This is a genomic window from Rahnella sp. JUb53 (genome assembly GCF_004346065.1).
GTDB lineage: Bacteria > Pseudomonadota > Gammaproteobacteria > Enterobacterales > Enterobacteriaceae > Rahnella > Rahnella variigena.
Window position 1 is genome coordinate 465,148 of sequence record NZ_SLYT01000003.1, and the last position, 16,398, is coordinate 481,545.

Below are 16,398 nucleotides of genomic sequence, written 5' to 3' on the forward strand. Positions count from 1 at the left end.
TTCGGGTAATCGCATGTTAAAGAACACCGCTCGCGTGCTGTCTGTTACAGGTCTGATGGCTGCCTCATTCTCCGTTTTTGCTACCACCTATCCGCTGACCGTGACCGATATGGCCGGGCAAAAGGTCACTATTGATAAAGCGCCGCAGCGTGTGATTTTGCAGGATGGGCGTGATCTGCTGGCGCTGGCCGTTCTGGACAAAGCCAATCCGTTCCAGCATGTGGTGGCGTGGAATAACCTGCTGAAGAAAACGGACAGCGGCACCTGGGACATGCTGAAAAGCAAATGGCCTGACTCAGCGAAAATCCTCGATATGGGATTCAGCGATAAGGGGCAGGTGGATCTGGAAACGGTGATCGCCAAAAAACCGGATCTGATGATTGCTCAGACGCGTGCCAAAGACTCGCTGGCGCAGGCTGGTGTGCTGGAAAAACTGGCTGCGCTGCATATTCCGGTGCTGTTCGTGGATTACGAACTGGATCCGGCCAAAAATACCGCGCCGAGCATTGAGCTGCTGGGTAAAGTGATGAATCAGGAAGACAATGCCCGCGCCTATACCGCGTTTTATAATGAGCACTTCCAGGCTATTCAGAAGGCCGTCGCTGCGATTAAAACCAGGCCAAATGTGTTCATTGAGCCGATTGCCGGGCGTGACGATTCCTGCTGCTTTACCCATGGGAATGCAGGCTGGGGCAAACTGATCCAGGCCGTTGATGCCAATAATATTGGTTCTAAACTGCTGCCGGGCGCATCCGGCACGGTTTCTCTGGAACAAGTCATCAGCATGAAACCGGACGTTTACATCATGACCGGTTCTGCGCGTCCGGCTTCCGGTTCCGTTACGCACATTCTTCCGTTCGGTTATGGTGCGAATGAAGCTGATGTGGATAAACAAGCCAAAGTGTTGCTCTCCCGTACCGGCGTTGCGCAGATCCCGGCGGTTAGCACCAACCATGTGTATGGCGTTTATCACCAGTTCTACAACCATCCTTACAACATTGTCGGCATGGAATATCTGGCGAAATTTATCTATCCGCAACAGTTCAAAGATCTGGATCCGGCGAAGACGTATCACGACATCGTGCGTAACTTCACTAACCTGCCGGATCAGGATTTCATTCTGGGCTGGACGCCGAAAAAGTAACGACTGACATCTGTCCTTCTCAGGTCTGATGATTCCGCCTGTGGTCCCGCAGGCGGATTTTCAATCCCTCCGCATGTTTTCTGCACCAACTTTACCTTCGTCACATTTGTTGACACTCCGTTAATTCATACAAAAATGTAACTGTATTACTGTAGCGTTATCACGCCGGTGAATACCGTATAAGGCGTCGTACGACACATCAACAAGGTGAATTTATGCAATCTGAAGAACAGCGTTTAATTGACGGACTTTTTGGTCGCTTACAACAGGCTGAGTCCAATACAGCACCGCGTGATGCGGAAGCTGAGCGTGTGATTCAGGCCCATATTCGTCAGCAACCGTCTGCCCCCTATTACATGGCGCAGGCGATGATTATTCAGGAAGCGGCGCTGACCAAGCTCAATGCGCAGGTGCAGGAACTGCAACAGCAGAATGAACAGCTGCAACAGCAGGCGCAAACCGCCAAACCACAAAGCAGCGGTTTTCTGGCCGGTTTGTTTGGCGGCGGCTCCTCCCAGGCTGCGCCACAGCGTCAGGCGTCGCAGGGCAGCCAGCCTATTCCCGGTACGCAAGGGTGGGGCAGTCAGCCTCAGCAACAGCAATATGCTGCACAACCGCAGCAGCAGGCTCCGGCTCAGGCCGCGCCTCAGCAGCCGGGCTTTTTAGGCAGCGCACTGCGCACAGCCGCCGGTGTTGCGGGCGGTGTGGTGCTGGCGGATATGCTGACCGGCATGTTCCATCACAGCCAGCCGCAGGAAATCGTCAATATTATCGAAGAGCCGCCAGTGCAGGATCTCAATCCGGCTGACAGCAGTTTCCTCGACAATAATCAGAGTTTTGATAGCGGTCAGCCTTCATGGGAAGACGCCTCGCTGCGCAATGACAATTCGGATTTGGGTTTTGGAAATGATGATTTCGACACTGACGATTTCAACAATGATGACGACTCATTCTTCTAACCGGTTGATGTCATAAGGCGATTAAAGGCCTTTTCGACAGCAGAACAAAGCAACAGAAAGTCAGGAGTGAGAGCTTTATCGCTTATTACCATCAGAATTCTGGACAAAAGTGAAATCTGTTGCTGTACTGTATTTGACACACATTTTGTGTCCAACATTCACGTAAAGGTAAGTTTGATGTCTAAGATTAAAGGTAGCGTTAAGTGGTTCAATGAATCTAAAGGTTTTGGTTTCATTACCCCTGAAGATGGCAGCAAAGATGTTTTCGTTCATTTCTCTGCTATTTCCAGCAACGGTTTCAAAACCCTTGCTGAAGGCCAGCGCGTAGAGTTCGAAATCACCAATGGTGCCAAAGGCCCGTCGGCTGCTAACGTTATCGCTATCTGACTTTAGCCGAATTCTAAAAAACCCGCCGAAGCGGGTTTTTTTTTGCCTGTCATTCGTGAAATATTTACGCCGGTTTGCGGACCAGCATCATGAACATCAGGATAGCAATCGCGTAGCAGCCAAGAATGGTCAGCCCCATCGACAGGGCGGGCTGGCTGCCAAAGCCGGTCACCGGCACCGCCAGTGCGCCAAGCGCAAACATACAAACCCCGAGCAGAGCAGAAGCGCTGCCTGCGTTTTTCCCCTGACTTTGCATTGCCAGTGATCCGGCATTCGGGCCGATAATTCCTATCACCATCACCGAGAAGAACAGCGGGATCAGCAGCATCACCAGCGGCGCGTTAAAGCTTGCGGCGATGACCAGTGCAACGGAGGCCACAGCGGCGATACCTAAACCGGCTTTCACCAGTGCCAGTTCACCAAAACGACGACTCAGGCGGGTAGATACCTGCGCGGAAATCACCAGTCCGATGCCGTTTATCGCAAAGCACAGGCTGAACATCTGCGGGCTGAGATGGTAAATCTGTTGCAGCACAAACGGCGATGCGCCGATATACGCAAACATTCCCGCCATGATAAAGCCCTGTGTCAGGCACAAACCCATAAACGGACGGTGTTTCAGCAGGCTGAATACCGAACCTAACATGCTGAAAATGCCGCCCGGCGAACGGCGTTCGGGGGCTAAGGTTTCATGCAGTTTCAGCGACGAGAAGCTGAACAGTAAGATGGCAATGAACGCCAGTACGCCGAATATTCCCCGCCAGTTCACCCAGTTCAGTAAGGCGCCGCCAAGTACCGGCGCGATAATCGGTGCCAGCCCGTTGACCAGCATCAGCAACGCAAAAAAACGTGTCAGCTCATGTCCGTTATATAAATCCCTCGCGACTGCGCGTGACAACACGGCACCTCCGGCACCGGCGATCCCTTGTAAAAGACGGGCGACAATCAGCTGACTGATATCCTGCGCCACGGCGCACCAGACTGACGCGGCCAGCAATAAAGCCAGTGACCATAATAAAGGTCGCATACGGCCATAACGGTCGCTCAGCGGGCCAAACAGTAACTGGCCGAAACCGAGGCCGAGTAAACCGGCGGTCAGACTAAGTTGGGCGCTGGCGGTTGTGGTATTCAGATCGCCTGCCATCTCTGGCAGCGCGGGAAGATATAAATCGGTGCATAAGGGACCCAGTGCGGCGAGGGAACCTAGCACCAGGGCATAACCGAGGCGTTTTTCTTGCAGATGAGCGCTCATGGTAAAGGTTTATTCCGGTTTGCTGGTGATTAAATCCGTTTCGAAGAGGCTCTGGAAGTAGCGATGGTAGATGGCTTCCAGAAGCTCCGCGTCGGCGTGAATTGTCGTCAGTCGACGAAATGCGGTCCCTTCACAAATCACTGCTAAAGTTTCCACTTTGGCCGTCATTTCAGCTTCTGAAAATTGCGGGAAGGTGGCACTGAGCAGAGACTTTGCTTCGTTGAACAATTGTTTTTCAGAGTCGCGCCAGATCTTTTCCACAACAGGATTGCGGGTGGCTTCTGCGGCTACTTCCAGCATTAATGCGTGGTCAATTTCTGCCTGTTCTTTTTGAACCGCGCACAGTTCTTCTTTATAAGGCGCGCTGAGATTGCCAATCCGGCGGTATGCCAGATTGTGTGCCACCTGCTGCAGATTGTGGGCATTGCCGGTCATCAGTCTGATTTTTTTCATCACGATGCGGCGCACAATCTCTTCGATGATGGCGTCTTTATTCGCGAAATAGCGGTAAATTTGTCCCACGCTGAGCAGTGAAGTTTTAGCGATTTCAGCCATGCCGGCACCGTGAAAGCCGTGCTTGCGAAAACACAGGCGTGCTGCGGCAATAATCTGGTCGCGCCGTGCGCTGATGCGCGCGTCTTTACTGCATTGTTGTGGGTGAAGCATGATTTACCTGAGAATTTTGCTGACAGTGACTGTGAACGATCATTCTCAAGTATAGGCAATAAGGAGGAACAGGTAAATATTTGTATTATGAATGGAATGAAAAGTGACGTTTAGTTTCAGCGCTATTACGCACGACGCTGAAATGCAAACGGCGCAAACCTGAGGAATGCGCCGTTTACGGAAAAGGGAGAAGTGATAACTCAACGGGCAAGACATTGTTATTCAGGCAAAGTAAGCCTGTAAAAAAGCGACAACAGTCAGAATACAGAGAGCAACAACCAGAAGCTCAGAAGACGTTTTTGGAACAGAAAACATGCCATACCTCGAAAATAAACCAGAGTGAACTGACGCTATTATCAGTACAGAAGATGAAGGAAACATTAAGGCGAGGCGGAAGGATAAGAACCTGTGTCACAAATTTAGGGCAGCGATGCCTTTTGTCATAAAAAAGGCATCGCCGGAAGATAGTATCAGTGCGCGCTGAACCAGCTGACCAGCATGAAGGCCAGTAACGTCATGGCCAGGGAACCGGCAAGATTGAGCGCCATATTAAGCAGAGCGGCACCAAAACGGCCATCCTGTAACATGTACACGACTTCCAGTGAGAAGGTGGAGAAGGTGGTTAAACCGCCGCAAAAACCGGTGGTGATCAGCAGTTTCCACACCGGATCAATATGAGTCAGACGGGTGAAAAGGGCGATACACAGACCAATAATAAAAGCGCCGACCAGATTCACCGTCAGTGTACCCACGGGCAGAACCGGACTCATCCCGTTCATTTTGAGGCTGACATACCAGCGGACCACGCTGCCAATACCACCGCCAATAAAGACTGCAAGTAAGGTGCTAAACATAGTAATGCCTTAAAAAAGCAGATGAATTCAGAAAGGGCCGGGCGCTAAGTTTACCTCGCGTCCTGAGGCTTGTGTAGCCACGATACAGAAACAGTATGTAACCAGGAAAATGCCATGCTAATCAGAGAAGGTGTTGTTTCAGACGCGCAGATTCTGGCGCAATTGCTGGGCGATTTGGATTATCCCAACACGCCGGAAGCCATAGCAGAACGTGTGGTAAAAATGGCGACCAACCCGGACAGTTGTCTGCTGGTTGCTGAAGCAGACGGCAAAGCGGTGGGCTTTATCTCGTTGCACTATATCCCGCAAATCGCCCTGGCCGGAGAATTCTGCCGTATCAGCTATTTATGCGTCAGTGATCAGTGTCGTGGCGGCGGTATCGGCCAGAAATTGCTCGATGAAGCAGAACGGCTGGCGGCTGAACGTGGCTGTGACCGTATGGAAGTTCACAGCCATACCCGCCGCGTGCGCGCCCACCAGTTCTATGCGCGGGCGCAGTACGAAGAGTCGCCGAAGTATTTGCTAAAAAAACGGTAAATCATCAGGCACCCATTGCCAGAACCAAAGCATCGGCAATTAAATCAACCTGTTCTGGTTTCACCTGATTGGTACTGATACGGATAAACTGCCCCGGCCCGATGCGGCTGCGCTCGCCGGGCAGAACGGCAATGCCCCGCGCAGCCATTGTGACCAGTGCGAACTGCTCCGATGGCACCGGGATCCACATCGCCAGCCCGTCGCGTTCGGGAATGTTAATCCCGCGTATGCGTAAGGCATCGGACATGGCTTTACGGCGCTGTGCATATACGCTTTTGGCGTGCGAAATACCTTCCTGCGTTTTCGGATCTTTAATCAGCCAGGCCAGTGCTTCCTGTAAAATTCGGCTCGACCAGCCGGCACCAAAGTTACGGAATGATTTGATTTGTTTGATTAAATCTTTCGATCCTGAAATGACGGCCAGCCGCAAATCCGGCCCGTAAGCTTTGGAATAGGAGCGAACATGCACCGTCCGGTCAGGCAGGCGACTGCCCATACTGAGCGGCGGATGACAGGACAATTGCCCGATGCCGTCATCTTCAATGATCAGCGTATTGCTCTGGCTGAGAATTTCCGCCAGCGCAGCATAACGTTCCGCATTGATGGCGTGACCGCAATGTGAGTGCGTACGGGGCTGATAAATAAACGCGGAAGGATTTTTCAGCAGCGCCTGAGTCAGGGATTCCGGCAGCGGGCCGAACTCATCACATTTCACGGCAATGACCTGCGCGCCCAGATTGTCCAGCATATCCAGCAAACGGGTAGCGGTCGGATCTTCGATAGCCACCACGGAACCCTGCATCAGCAAGGTTTGCAACGTCAGGTTCATCCCGTCAAACCCCCCATCCGCAGACATAAAAGCCGGCGCGTCATAAGGCCAGTCCTGTTTAGCCGCTTCAAGCAAAGACGGCGCGATGGCCTCACGCTGATAGCTGTTGAGATTGTCTGCGCCAACGCCGTGTTGCATGGCTTCGAGCAGGTTTGGCAGCAACTCCGGATCCGGCGAAGACAGCGCCAGATCCGCAATGATATGTTCGCCAAAATTGCCGATTTTCTCGAACCGCGCCGGTCTCGGCGAGAGCATGTCCCCGCACACCCAGACGCCGTTACGCCCGCGACCGGCGATCACTTTTTGTCTGCGGAGTTGCCCCCAGGCGGCGGATACCGTGGCCGGACTGACCCCCAGCGCCTGCGCCAGTTCACGGACGGCGGGCAGGTGCGTTCCGATTTCAATCACGCCGGAGCGGATCATCGCTGCGGTTTCAATTGCAATGCCCCGCATGGAACGATCCTGTAATTGCGTCGCTAACCATTGTGCATCCAGCGTTTTTTCGAGGGGGTTTTCTGCCATTTTCTCGCCTTTTGTTCAGTAACAAAGAATCTATTGTACATATTAATTTATGCCATTAGTATCAAACTTAGCCAGAGGAGGCGATAAAATAATCACATTACGATGAGGATGGTCTCCTTCGTAAAAGAATTTGGTGTGTTTGCGGGAAGGTTTGTAAACGCACAGTTGTTTTTCTGCATATCAACCATGCTGACACTTAAGGGGACAGATGTGACGATTACCATCAGGCTGGCAGTTCGTGACTGGGATTATTTTACGCCGCTGGCGTTGGGCGACCTCAAACCGGAAGGCTTTAATCTTGAAATCGATCGCGTGGGTACGCTGGTCGATAATCTGGGCAGCAGCGATAAATACGATGCGGGCGAAGTCTCTTTCAGCCGCTACGCACAAGGGCGTGCGCGGGGCGAATCCGATCTGCTGGCGATACCGCATTTCCTGATGCGCGGTTTCCGCCAGCGTTGCATCATCACCCGCGAAGACAGCCCGCTGACCGAACTTTCTCAGCTGGCAGGCAAACGTATCGGACTGACCGGCTGGCAGGATTCCGGCAACACCTGGACCCGCACGTTGCTGGCGCTGGAAGGCGTGGGCATTGAAGATGCGAACTGGTATGTCGGTCGTCTGACCGAAGCGCATCCGGTTGTGGATCGTCTGGCAGGTTTTGGTCGTGAAGGCCGTATTGAAGCGGTGCCGGAAGAGCGTCCGATGATGGAGTTGTTGCAGGAAGGCTGGCTGGACGCGATTTTCACGCCCTTCATGCCTGACGGTTTCTTCAAAGCTGACTCCGGTTTCCGTCAGTTCCAGCCGGATTTCCGTACCGCCGAACTGGCCTATTTTAACCGCGTCGGTTATATCCCTGGCATTCACCTGCTGGCGATCAAACCTGCACTGGCCGAAGAACACCCGTGGTTACCGCAGGCACTGAGCGAAATTATCGACCGTTCTTATCAGGTCTGGATGGATAAGCGCGCTAAATATGCCGATACCACACCGTGGTTGCTGGACGATTTACGTCGTACGGTCATCGATTTACCTGCGGACTGGAATGCAAACGGTTACGCGGCCAATGAGAAAATGATCGACGATTTTGCTCATGAATTACATGCGCAGGGACTGACGGCTAAACGCCTGACGCCGCAGGAGTTGTTCCCGCAATTTGCTAATACTATCTAACCACTTGCCTGAATTCTCAGGCGACAGGGGAGTAAAGATGAAAGTTGCATTAGGTCAGTTTGCCGTTTCCCGTGAATGGGAAGCGAACGTCGAAACCTGCCTTTCGCTGATGGCGAAATCGCTGGAAGCGGGTGCGGATTTGCTGGTATTGCCGGAAGGCATTCTGGCGCGCGACATCACCGATCCGGATCTGGTTTTGAAAGCGGCACAGCCTCTGGATGGCCCGTTTGTCAGCCAGCTGGTCGCCGCCAGCCGGGGCAATCAGATGACCACCATGATGAGCGTGCACACGCCCGCACCGGACGGTCGTGCCTATAACGTGCTGATTTCCATCCGTAATGGCGAAATTATCTCTGAATACCAGAAGCTGCATCTTTATGATGCCTTTTCTTCACAGGAATCGATAAACGTTACGGCTGGCGATGAAGTGCCGCCGCTGGTCAATGTCGCCGGTTTTAACATCGGCCTGATGACCTGTTATGACGTGCGTTTCCCGGAACTGGCGCGGCGTCTGGTGCTGGATGGCGCAGACGTGCTGGTTCTGCCTGCCGCGTGGGTGAAAGGCCCGCTGAAAGAAATGCATTGGGAAGTGCTTGTCACGGCGCGCGCACTGGAAAACACCACTTATATGGTGGCAGTGGGCGAGTGTGGCGAGCGTAATATCGGCAACAGTATGGTGGTCGATCCGCTGGGTGTGGCCATTGCCCGCGCAGCAGAAGCCCCGGCGCTGGTGTTTGCCGAACTGGATAAAGATCGTCTGGCACATGCCCGCAAGGTGTTACCGGTGCTGGCAAACCGCCGCTTTGGTTTACCGCAATTGCGTCAGGACTGATTTCGCTGCCGGTCCTCAACGGCGGCCACTGATTTCATGCAGTACCGCGCCCTCACCAGGGAATGCGTTTGTTTTATAAATAAAAGGCTAAAGCTGTTTTTAATAGCCATAGAAAAAACCATAGAAAAAGCTTCGAAAAGAAGCATCCGGAATCCCGCCACGGAAGGCACTCACTATAAATACACAACATTCATAAACTCACAGACCGACTTTTTCGACAGAGGAAATAAGAGAATGATGGCAAAAAAATTACGTCAGGCTGCTGTTCTGACTGCTGCATTACTTTCCGTATCTTCCATGAATGCCCTGGCTGCTGAAAATGTGACCATCCCGACGCAGACGATGGATCCGGCGATCCACGCTAAATTACCTGCGGATATTCAAAAGTCAGGCGTGATGACGTCGGTGAACAACGGGTCATTCCCTCCGTATGAAATCGTCACCGGCGCAAACGGTCTGGACGGTGCAAGCGCCGATCTGGCACACGCGCTGGCCGAAGTGTTAGGTGTGAAAATTGAACATGCTTCCGTGAGCGGTTTATCTGGCATCCTCAGCGGTATGGCGGCTGGTCGTTACCAGATGGGCATCGGCCCGATTGGTGATTATCCGGATCGTCAGGCGAAAAATGATTTCATCGATTTTGTGAAAGAATACGTGGTGTTCGGCGTACGCAAAGGTAATCCGGAAAAGATCACTTCTCTCGATGATACCTGCGGTAAACGCATCGCTGTCATGGCGGGCGGGTCTGCTGAACAGGTTATCCGCAAGCAATCGGATGTGTGTGTGAAAGACGGTAAACCGGCAGTCACGGTGCAATCTTTCAGCGATCAGCCGACGTCAATTCTGGCTGTGCGCTCAAACCGTTCCGACGCGTTCTTCTCTTCTCAGGCTCCGCTGACGTATTTCGTGGAAAAAGCCAACGGCCAGCTTGAGCTGACCGGCACCGGTAAATCCAACGGATTTGGCGATATCTTCCAGGGCACGGTGGTGGCAAAAGATTCCCCAGTGCGTGATGCGATCCTTGCCGGTTATCAGAAATTGTTCGATAACGGCACCTACGCCATCATCATGAAAAAATGGGGGCTGGAAGGCAATATGATCCCAGCACCGGGCATCAACCTGGCAAAGGCGCAGGCTAAATGACTGATAAAACGTATAGTTCAACGCCGGCAGTCAAGGACGACTATACGCAGGATCCACGACGTAACGTCGAGTTTTCCCATGCACCGCGAAACTACGGTCGCTGGATTGCCTGGATAGTGGTGCTGCTGATTGCCGCGGATGTTCTCTGGGCTGTCTCTCACAATCCCAATTTCGAATGGCATGTGGTGGCGCAGTGGTTTACGGAAGGTACAGTCATCAAAGGCCTGGGCGTCACGCTTGGCCTTACCGTGGTCTCAATGGTGCTCGGTGTTTTCATCGGCCTGATGCTGGCGATTGCCCGATTGTCCGACAGCATGCTGCTGCGAAGATTAGCAGGATTGTACATCTGGTTCTTCCGCGGTACGCCGCTGCTGGTGCAATTGCTGTTCTGGTACAACATGTCGACGCTGTTCCCTCGGGTGGTGCTCGGTATCCCGTTTGGTCCGCAATATTTGAGCTGGAATACCAATGATCTGATCACGCCGCTGACGGCAGCGATTGCCGGTCTGGCGCTGAACGAAGCGGCGTATATGGCCGAAATCATCCGCGCCGGTTTGTTATCGGTGGATAACGGTCAGGCGGAAACTGCGCAGGCGTTCGGCATGAGCCGTGGTCGCGCGCTTCGCCGGATCATCATTCCGCAGGCGATGCGTTCGATTATCCCTCCGACCGGTAATCAGCTGATCAGCATGATTAAAGCGACGTCGCTGGTCAGCGTTATTGCTATGGGCGACCTGCTGTATTCGGTGCAAACCATTTATAACCGCACCTTTGAAGTGGTACCGATGCTGATGGTGGCGGTGATCTGGTATCTGTTTATCACGTCATTACTCAATCTCGGACAGTCGGCGATAGAACGCTATTATTCCCGGGGTACGCGCCGGACGTTGCCTAATGCGAAGCGACGTCAGGGTAATGCGGAAGAAAAAACCGCGCCGATCATTAACTCGCCGGGTCTGGCCCGAAAGGAGGACTTATGAGTCAACTATTATCCGACGCACAGTCATCCGAACCGGCATCACTGGTGACAGCCCGTAACGTACATAAAAGTTACGGTGATAATGAAGTGCTGAAAGGCATTGATCTGGATGTGAAACCCAGCGAAGTGGTGGTGATCCTCGGGCCGTCAGGCTCAGGTAAATCGACATTCCTGCGCTGTATTAATCATCTGGAAGATATCGATCGCGGTTCTATTATGATGGGCGGTGAGCAAATCGGTTATGAGCTGCGCGGCGATCGTTTGCATAAATTGCCTGAACGGGCGATTGCGCGCCAGCGCCGGGATATCGGCATGGTGTTTCAGCAATTCAATCTTTATCCGCATATGACCGTGCTGCAAAACATTATTGAAGCCCCGGTCGGCGTGCATAAAGAAAGCCGTCAGGACGCAGAGAAATATGCCCGTGAGTTGCTGCAAAAGGTCGGACTGAGCGATAAGGCCGATGCGTATCCGCGCCATCTTTCCGGCGGACAACAGCAGCGCGTCGCGATTGCCCGTGCGCTGGCAGTGAAACCTAAACTGATGTTGTTTGATGAACCCACTTCAGCGCTTGACCCTGAACTGGTGGGCGAGGTGCTTGCGACTATGCGCGATCTGGCGCAGCAGGGGCTGACCATGATTGTGGTCACCCATGAAATCGGTTTTGCGAAAGAAGCAGCTGACCGTGTGGTGTTTATGGATCGCGGAGTGGTGGTTGAGCAGGGCGCGGCAGATGAGGTGCTGGTGAATCCTCAGCATCCTCGCACGCAGGCATTCCTGAGCCGCTTCATCTGATAACAGCGGGCAGAACACGGGGAAGCGATAGATTTACTCTGCTATCTCAACCCGGTTCCGCCCGTCTTTCTTCGCCTCAAACACCACATGGTCGGGCGGGCTAATCGGGCGTGTAAAACGGGTCGAAATCAAAGACGAAGTGGTTTTGCTGTAAATAAAGACAGAATTACTTTATGAGCAGGCTATTCACGCTCATAATAGCTCACTATGGTCATAATGCGCACAGTTCTGGATCCGTTCTGTTACATTTTCGGGTTGTATTAACGTCGCGAATGGCCGTTAATAGCGACAAATTGTCACTGCTGTTTTCCAGCACTCAGTGTAAAGAAGGTATGTATGGAAGGTCTAAGTATTACTAAATTGTTGGTGGTCGGCGTGCTGATCGTTCTGTTGTTCGGTACCAGCAAACTGCGTTCTCTGGGCGGCGACCTGGGTGCAGCACTGCGTGGCTTCAAGAAAGCCATGAATGATGATCCGGCTCCGGCAGCTGCTGAAAAAACAGCAGAAGCTAAACCGGCTGAGCGCGTAGAGCACAAAGACTGAGTCTGACTCAATCACGTTTTCCGGGCATAAAAAAAGGTTGTTCTCACGAACAACCTTTTTTGTTTTCGGCGATAAGAAGTAACAAAATATTAAACGCAGTGCCGGAGCACCACGTCAGACTTTATTTAACTTCTAAGCCTTTGGCTTGCAGATCGGCGTGATAAGAAGAACGCACGAACGGACCGCAGGCTGCATGGGTGAAGCCCATTTCCATCGCCGCTTCTTTCATCTGGTCAAACTCTTCCGGGCTCACGTAACGCTGAACCGGCAAATGGTGACGGCTTGGCTGTAAGTACTGGCCGAGCGTCAGCATGGTCACACCGTGGCGACGCAGGTCGCGCATCACTTCGATGATTTCTTCGTTGGTTTCACCCAGACCGACCATCAGGCCAGATTTGGTTGGGATTTCCGGATGCGCTTCTTTAAAGCGTTGCAGCAGGGTCAGTGACCATTCGTAGTTCGCGCCAGGACGAACCTGACGGTAAACGCGTGGCACGTTTTCCAGATTGTGGTTAAACACATCCGGCGGGCTGGCGTTGAGAATGTCCAGTGCGCGATCCATACGGCCACGGAAATCCGGTACCAGCGTTTCAATTTTGATGGTCGGGTTTTTCGCGCGGATTGCCGTAATACAATCAGCAAAGTGCTGAGCACCGCCATCGCGCAAATCATCACGGTCAACAGAGGTGATAACCACATAACGCAGACCCATATCCGAGATGGTTTGCGCCAGTTTTTCTGGCTCGTTGGTGTCTGGTGCGGTCGGACGACCATGTGCCACGTCGCAGAACGGGCAGCGACGGGTACAAATAGCGCCCAGGATCATGAAGGTCGCGGTGCCGTGGTTGAAGCATTCGGAAAGGTTAGGACAAGCTGCTTCTTCACAGACAGAATGCAGGCCGTTCTTGCGCAGCGCTGATTTAATGCCCTGAATTTTCGTTGAGTCGGCAGGTAATTTGATTTTCATCCATGCCGGCTTACGTAACATTTCCTGCCGGTCACTGACCACGGTTTTCACCGGGATTAACGCCATCTTGTCTGCATCGCGGTATTTGACGCCGCGTTCCATCTGAATCGGTTTACTCATAATCTCGCAGCTTCCAGGTTTGTCACTCGTTACCCGAGTTTTTTCAGGACATTCAATGAACTGGCTGATTCATCAAAAAAAGTAGAAATAATGCGGAAATTATATCATTGAAGCATCCCTGCGTTCAGCCCTTCGTCATGGCCTGAAGTGCTAAATGCTGCAATTATTTAACCTTAAACAAGAATAATTCTCGAAAAAACAACCCTGTAATGATTCCAGTGGATTGAAAATATTAGCTTTTTCCACAAACACCCCCTGCCGGAGAGAGGGTGTTAATGGTGTGTAAATATTTTTTCGCAGCAGGTTTTATGACGCAGTTTTTGAATCGATGAAAATCATTCCGCTGAAGAGGAATAGTGTTCAATCTGCCACGGCAGATAATCAACCTGCTGATAATCAAGGCGATGGTTAAAGGATTTCACCAGAACAGGCATGACCTGATCGACTGTTAAACCCGGCTTTTCCAGACTGGCCTGAGTCATTTCGAGACCAGCATATCCGCAGGGATTGATCCGGTGGAACGGCTCCAGATCCATATCAATATTCAGCGCCAGACCGTGTAACGAACAGCCTTTGCGAATGCGCAGACCAAGCGAACAAATCTTCTTGCCATCGACATAGACACCCGGCGCGTCGGCACGCGGATAAGCGTCGATACAGAAATGCGCCAGCGTATCCACCACCGTTTGTTCGATAGCTGTGACCAGCTGACGGACGCCGAGCTTTTTGCGCTTGAGATCCACCATCACGTACATCACCTGCTGACCGGGACCGTGATACGTCACCTGACCGCCGCGATCACTCTGGATAACCGGAATATCGCCGGGCATCAGAACATGTTCAGCTTTGCCTGCCTGACCCTGCGTAAAGACACGCGGATGCTGAACCAGCCAGATCTCGTCAAGCGAGTCAGCGTTACGGTGTTCAGTGAAGTGGTGCATGGCCAGAGAAACGGGCTCATAAGGCTGAAGGCCAAGCTGGCGCAGTACGATACGTTCTTGCGGGTTATGTGGTTGCACGGCAGTTATCGTCAGTCAGGGAAGGGGAGAACGCGCGACAGTATTGTGGCTCCCGCGCGTATCGGTCAGAAAGGGCTTACAGCACCATGCGGACAATTTCGATATTGCCCAGCTCATCGTACAGGGTCTCGACCTGATCGATGTGGGTGGCAGTGATCGTAATAGAAACGGAGTGATAATTCCCTTTACTGCTCGGTTTTACCTGAGGATTGTAGTCACCAGGCGCATGGCGTTGCACGACTTCCACAACCTGGTCCACCAGCTCGGGTTGTGCCAGGCCCATTACTTTGTAAGTAAAGGGACAAGGGAATTCGAGCAGTTCGTTCAGTTTGGTTTTCATGTGCACTCCAGCGTGTTGTACAGCGTATTAAGTTTTGTCTCTGAAAGTATAACTCCCGCCGTAGCGGGAGCCATAATCTATACCGGTTATATGGGGATTGTTGCAAACTTTTTCAAGCAGCCACTTAACCGAACCAGTGGTGGAACATCAGTTTGATGTAATCCACGATGCGACCAAAGAAGCCGCCTTCTTTCACTTCGTTCATCACCACCAGAGGACGCTCATCAATGGTTTTACCATCAAGCTGGAAGTTGATTGAGCCAACCACCTGATTTTTCTGCAACGGCGCGTGCAGTTCAGGAGTGTTCAGCACGTAGCTGGCTTTCAGGTCTTTCATACGGCCACGCGGGATGGTCAGGTATGCATCTTTTTCGACACCCAGCGCCACACGGTCGGTATCGCCAAACCAGACTGGCTCAGAGGCAAACTCTTTCCCGGCTTTCAGCGGAGAAACCGTTTCGAAGAAGCGGAAGCCCCAGGTCAGCAGCTTTTTACTTTCAACTTCACGACCTTTGTAGGTGTGACCGCCCATGACGGCAGAGATCAGACGCATCTGGCCTTCAGTTGCAGAAGCCACCAGGTTGTAACCTGCTGAATCGGTGTGACCGGTTTTAATGCCGTCAACATTCAGACTGTTATCCCACAGCAAACCGTTACGGTTCATCTGGCGGATATTGTTGAAGGTGAATTCTTTCTCTTTATAGGTGGCGTATTCTTCCGGCACATCACGGATCAGCGCCTGACCAATCAGCGCCATATCACGGGCGGAGCTGTACTGACCGGCGGCATCAAGACCATGAACGGTACCGAAATGGGTATTTTTCAGACCCAGCGCGTTCACGTAGTTGTTCATGATGGCGACGAAAGCGTCCTGGCTGCCGGCGACATGGTCGGCCATCGCCACACAGGCGTCGTTACCTGATTGCAGGATAATCCCGCGGTTCAGTTCAGAAACCGGCACGCGATCGCCTGGTTTTAAGAACATCAGGGAAGAGCCTTTGAACACCGGATTGCCGGTTGCCCAGGCGTCCTGACCGACGGTCACGATATCAGTTGGGGAGATTTTGCCGGCTTTGATGGACTGACCAATCACATAACTGGTCATCATTTTTGTCAGGCTGGCAGGGTCGCGGCGTGCGTCGGCATTCATTTCTGCCAGAACTTTACCGGAGTTGTAGTCGATCAGGACATAGGCTTCAGCATCAATTTGCGGAACGCCAGGGATCATTGTTTTTAAATTAACATCGTCGGCATAGGCGGACGCTGCACTTAAAGTGATTACGGTGCCAAATGCGAGGCTTTTGACTAAACGTGAAGTATTTACAAGTTTCATGATC

The 16,398-nt window shown here is 52.3% G+C and carries 18 protein-coding genes; 10 read left to right on the plus strand and 8 right to left on the minus strand.

The annotated features are described in order from the left end of the window. Positions 1–13: 13 nt before the first annotated feature. From EC840_RS09900 to cspE, 3 genes are all read left to right on the plus strand, one after another. Positions 14–1,144 (plus strand): ABC transporter substrate-binding protein, encoded by a 1,131-nt coding sequence (locus EC840_RS09900; RefSeq protein ID WP_129638361.1) that lies wholly within the window; start codon positions 14–16, stop codon positions 1,142–1,144. A gap of 215 nt (positions 1,145–1,359) precedes the next feature. After that, the gene (locus EC840_RS09905; RefSeq protein WP_112287616.1) at positions 1,360–2,103 is read left to right on the plus strand and encodes a DUF2076 domain-containing protein; all 744 of its coding nucleotides are present in this window, start codon (positions 1,360–1,362) and stop codon (positions 2,101–2,103) included. 177 nt (positions 2,104–2,280) lie between these two features. Continuing rightward, entirely contained in the window at positions 2,281–2,490 is a 210-nt protein-coding gene (gene cspE, locus EC840_RS09910) for a transcription antiterminator/RNA stability regulator CspE (protein WP_009636912.1), read from the plus strand. Positions 2,491–2,554: 64 nt separating this feature from the next. Here the strand turns inward: cspE and EC840_RS09915 are convergent, their stop codons facing one another. The 3 genes from EC840_RS09915 to crcB all read right to left on the minus strand — a co-directional run bounded on the left by EC840_RS09915 (position 2,555) and on the right by crcB (position 5,262). Next, positions 2,555–3,742 carry a multidrug effflux MFS transporter gene (locus tag EC840_RS09915; protein ID WP_132965134.1) on the minus strand — a complete coding sequence of 396 codons (1,188 nt, stop codon included), beginning with the start codon at positions 3,740–3,742 and terminating at the stop codon, positions 2,555–2,557. Between the two features lie 9 nt (positions 3,743–3,751). Next, entirely contained in the window at positions 3,752–4,408 is a 657-nt protein-coding gene (locus EC840_RS09920; protein ID WP_129638362.1) for a TetR family transcriptional regulator, read from the minus strand. Between the two features lie 470 nt (positions 4,409–4,878). Further along, positions 4,879–5,262, minus strand: coding sequence for a fluoride efflux transporter CrcB (gene crcB / locus EC840_RS09925; RefSeq protein ID WP_112287619.1), 384 nt, complete (start codon positions 5,260–5,262; stop codon positions 4,879–4,881). 114 nt (positions 5,263–5,376) lie between these two features. Here crcB and EC840_RS09930 point away from each other — a divergent pair, with 114 nt between their 5' ends. Next, complete coding sequence (locus EC840_RS09930; protein ID WP_112287620.1) at positions 5,377–5,799, plus strand: GNAT family N-acetyltransferase; 423 nt, start codon at positions 5,377–5,379, stop codon at positions 5,797–5,799. A gap of 4 nt (positions 5,800–5,803) precedes the next feature. Here EC840_RS09930 and EC840_RS09935 read toward each other — a convergent pair whose 3' ends face one another. After that, positions 5,804–7,150 carry an aminotransferase class I/II-fold pyridoxal phosphate-dependent enzyme gene (locus EC840_RS09935; protein ID WP_132965136.1) on the minus strand — a complete coding sequence of 449 codons (1,347 nt, stop codon included), beginning with the start codon at positions 7,148–7,150 and terminating at the stop codon, positions 5,804–5,806. Between the two features lie 210 nt (positions 7,151–7,360). Between EC840_RS09935 and EC840_RS09940 the strand changes: the two genes are divergently transcribed. The 6 genes from EC840_RS09940 (at position 7,361) to tatA (ending at position 12,615) form a co-directional block, all read left to right on the plus strand. Next, complete coding sequence (locus tag EC840_RS09940) at positions 7,361–8,323, plus strand: nitrate ABC transporter substrate-binding protein (RefSeq protein ID WP_132965138.1); 963 nt, start codon at positions 7,361–7,363, stop codon at positions 8,321–8,323. Positions 8,324–8,360: 37 nt separating this feature from the next. Continuing rightward, a complete protein-coding gene (locus tag EC840_RS09945; RefSeq protein ID WP_132965140.1) occupies positions 8,361–9,155 on the plus strand; it encodes a deaminated glutathione amidase in 795 nt (264 codons plus the stop codon). 234 nt (positions 9,156–9,389) lie between these two features. Then, positions 9,390–10,298: an ABC transporter substrate-binding protein gene (locus EC840_RS09950; RefSeq protein ID WP_112287623.1), complete on the plus strand. Its 909-nt coding sequence runs from the start codon at positions 9,390–9,392 to the stop codon at positions 10,296–10,298. Beyond that, a complete protein-coding gene (locus EC840_RS09955; RefSeq protein WP_113876063.1) occupies positions 10,295–11,278 on the plus strand; it encodes an amino acid ABC transporter permease in 984 nt (327 codons plus the stop codon). Before EC840_RS09950 ends, EC840_RS09955 begins: the two co-directional genes overlap by 4 nt. Next, positions 11,275–12,072, plus strand: a complete 798-nt coding sequence (locus EC840_RS09960; protein ID WP_132965142.1) for an amino acid ABC transporter ATP-binding protein — start codon at positions 11,275–11,277, stop codon at positions 12,070–12,072. Before EC840_RS09955 ends, EC840_RS09960 begins: the two co-directional genes overlap by 4 nt. Before the next feature lie 336 nt (positions 12,073–12,408). Next, the gene (gene tatA, locus EC840_RS09965; protein ID WP_112287626.1) at positions 12,409–12,615 is read left to right on the plus strand and encodes a Sec-independent protein translocase subunit TatA; all 207 of its coding nucleotides are present in this window, start codon (positions 12,409–12,411) and stop codon (positions 12,613–12,615) included. A 121-nt stretch (positions 12,616–12,736) separates the two neighbouring features. Here the strand turns inward: tatA and lipA are convergent, their stop codons facing one another. The 4 genes from lipA to dacA all read right to left on the minus strand — a co-directional run bounded on the left by lipA (position 12,737) and on the right by dacA (position 16,394). Further along, the gene (gene lipA, locus EC840_RS09970; protein ID WP_095921145.1) at positions 12,737–13,702 is read right to left on the minus strand and encodes a lipoyl synthase; all 966 of its coding nucleotides are present in this window, start codon (positions 13,700–13,702) and stop codon (positions 12,737–12,739) included. A gap of 335 nt (positions 13,703–14,037) precedes the next feature. Continuing rightward, entirely contained in the window at positions 14,038–14,721 is a 684-nt protein-coding gene (gene lipB, locus EC840_RS09975) for a lipoyl(octanoyl) transferase LipB (protein ID WP_129638367.1), read from the minus strand. 76 nt (positions 14,722–14,797) lie between these two features. Continuing rightward, the gene (gene ybeD, locus EC840_RS09980) at positions 14,798–15,061 is read right to left on the minus strand and encodes a DUF493 family protein YbeD (RefSeq protein ID WP_013576500.1); all 264 of its coding nucleotides are present in this window, start codon (positions 15,059–15,061) and stop codon (positions 14,798–14,800) included. A gap of 124 nt (positions 15,062–15,185) precedes the next feature. Beyond that, positions 15,186–16,394, minus strand: coding sequence for a D-alanyl-D-alanine carboxypeptidase DacA (gene dacA / locus EC840_RS09985; RefSeq protein ID WP_112287628.1), 1,209 nt, complete (start codon positions 16,392–16,394; stop codon positions 15,186–15,188). Positions 16,395–16,398 lie beyond the last annotated feature (4 nt).

What these genes read in the sequence shown, in the direction of transcription:
- EC840_RS09900 (WP_129638361.1), top strand. Translation starts at nt 14, where the DNA reads ATGTTAAAGAACACCGCTCGCGTGCTGTCTGTTACAGGTCTGATGGCT.
- EC840_RS09905 (WP_112287616.1), top strand. Translation starts at nt 1,360, where the DNA reads ATGCAATCTGAAGAACAGCGTTTAATTGACGGACTTTTTGGTCGCTTA.
- cspE (WP_009636912.1), top strand. Translation starts at nt 2,281, where the DNA reads ATGTCTAAGATTAAAGGTAGCGTTAAGTGGTTCAATGAATCTAAAGGT.
- EC840_RS09915 (WP_132965134.1), bottom strand. Translation starts at nt 3,742, where the DNA reads ATGAGCGCTCATCTGCAAGAAAAACGCCTCGGTTATGCCCTGGTGCTA.
- EC840_RS09920 (WP_129638362.1), bottom strand. Translation starts at nt 4,408, where the DNA reads ATGCTTCACCCACAACAATGCAGTAAAGACGCGCGCATCAGCGCACGG.
- crcB (WP_112287619.1), bottom strand. Translation starts at nt 5,262, where the DNA reads ATGTTTAGCACCTTACTTGCAGTCTTTATTGGCGGTGGTATTGGCAGC.
- EC840_RS09930 (WP_112287620.1), top strand. Translation starts at nt 5,377, where the DNA reads ATGCTAATCAGAGAAGGTGTTGTTTCAGACGCGCAGATTCTGGCGCAA.
- EC840_RS09935 (WP_132965136.1), bottom strand. Translation starts at nt 7,150, where the DNA reads ATGGCAGAAAACCCCCTCGAAAAAACGCTGGATGCACAATGGTTAGCG.
- EC840_RS09945 (WP_132965140.1), top strand. Translation starts at nt 8,361, where the DNA reads ATGAAAGTTGCATTAGGTCAGTTTGCCGTTTCCCGTGAATGGGAAGCG.
- EC840_RS09950 (WP_112287623.1), top strand. Translation starts at nt 9,390, where the DNA reads ATGATGGCAAAAAAATTACGTCAGGCTGCTGTTCTGACTGCTGCATTA.
- EC840_RS09955 (WP_113876063.1), top strand. Translation starts at nt 10,295, where the DNA reads ATGACTGATAAAACGTATAGTTCAACGCCGGCAGTCAAGGACGACTAT.
- EC840_RS09960 (WP_132965142.1), top strand. Translation starts at nt 11,275, where the DNA reads ATGAGTCAACTATTATCCGACGCACAGTCATCCGAACCGGCATCACTG.
- tatA (WP_112287626.1), top strand. Translation starts at nt 12,409, where the DNA reads ATGGAAGGTCTAAGTATTACTAAATTGTTGGTGGTCGGCGTGCTGATC.
- lipA (WP_095921145.1), bottom strand. Translation starts at nt 13,702, where the DNA reads ATGAGTAAACCGATTCAGATGGAACGCGGCGTCAAATACCGCGATGCA.
- ybeD (WP_013576500.1), bottom strand. Translation starts at nt 15,061, where the DNA reads ATGAAAACCAAACTGAACGAACTGCTCGAATTCCCTTGTCCCTTTACT.
- dacA (WP_112287628.1), bottom strand. Translation starts at nt 16,394, where the DNA reads ATGAAACTTGTAAATACTTCACGTTTAGTCAAAAGCCTCGCATTTGGC.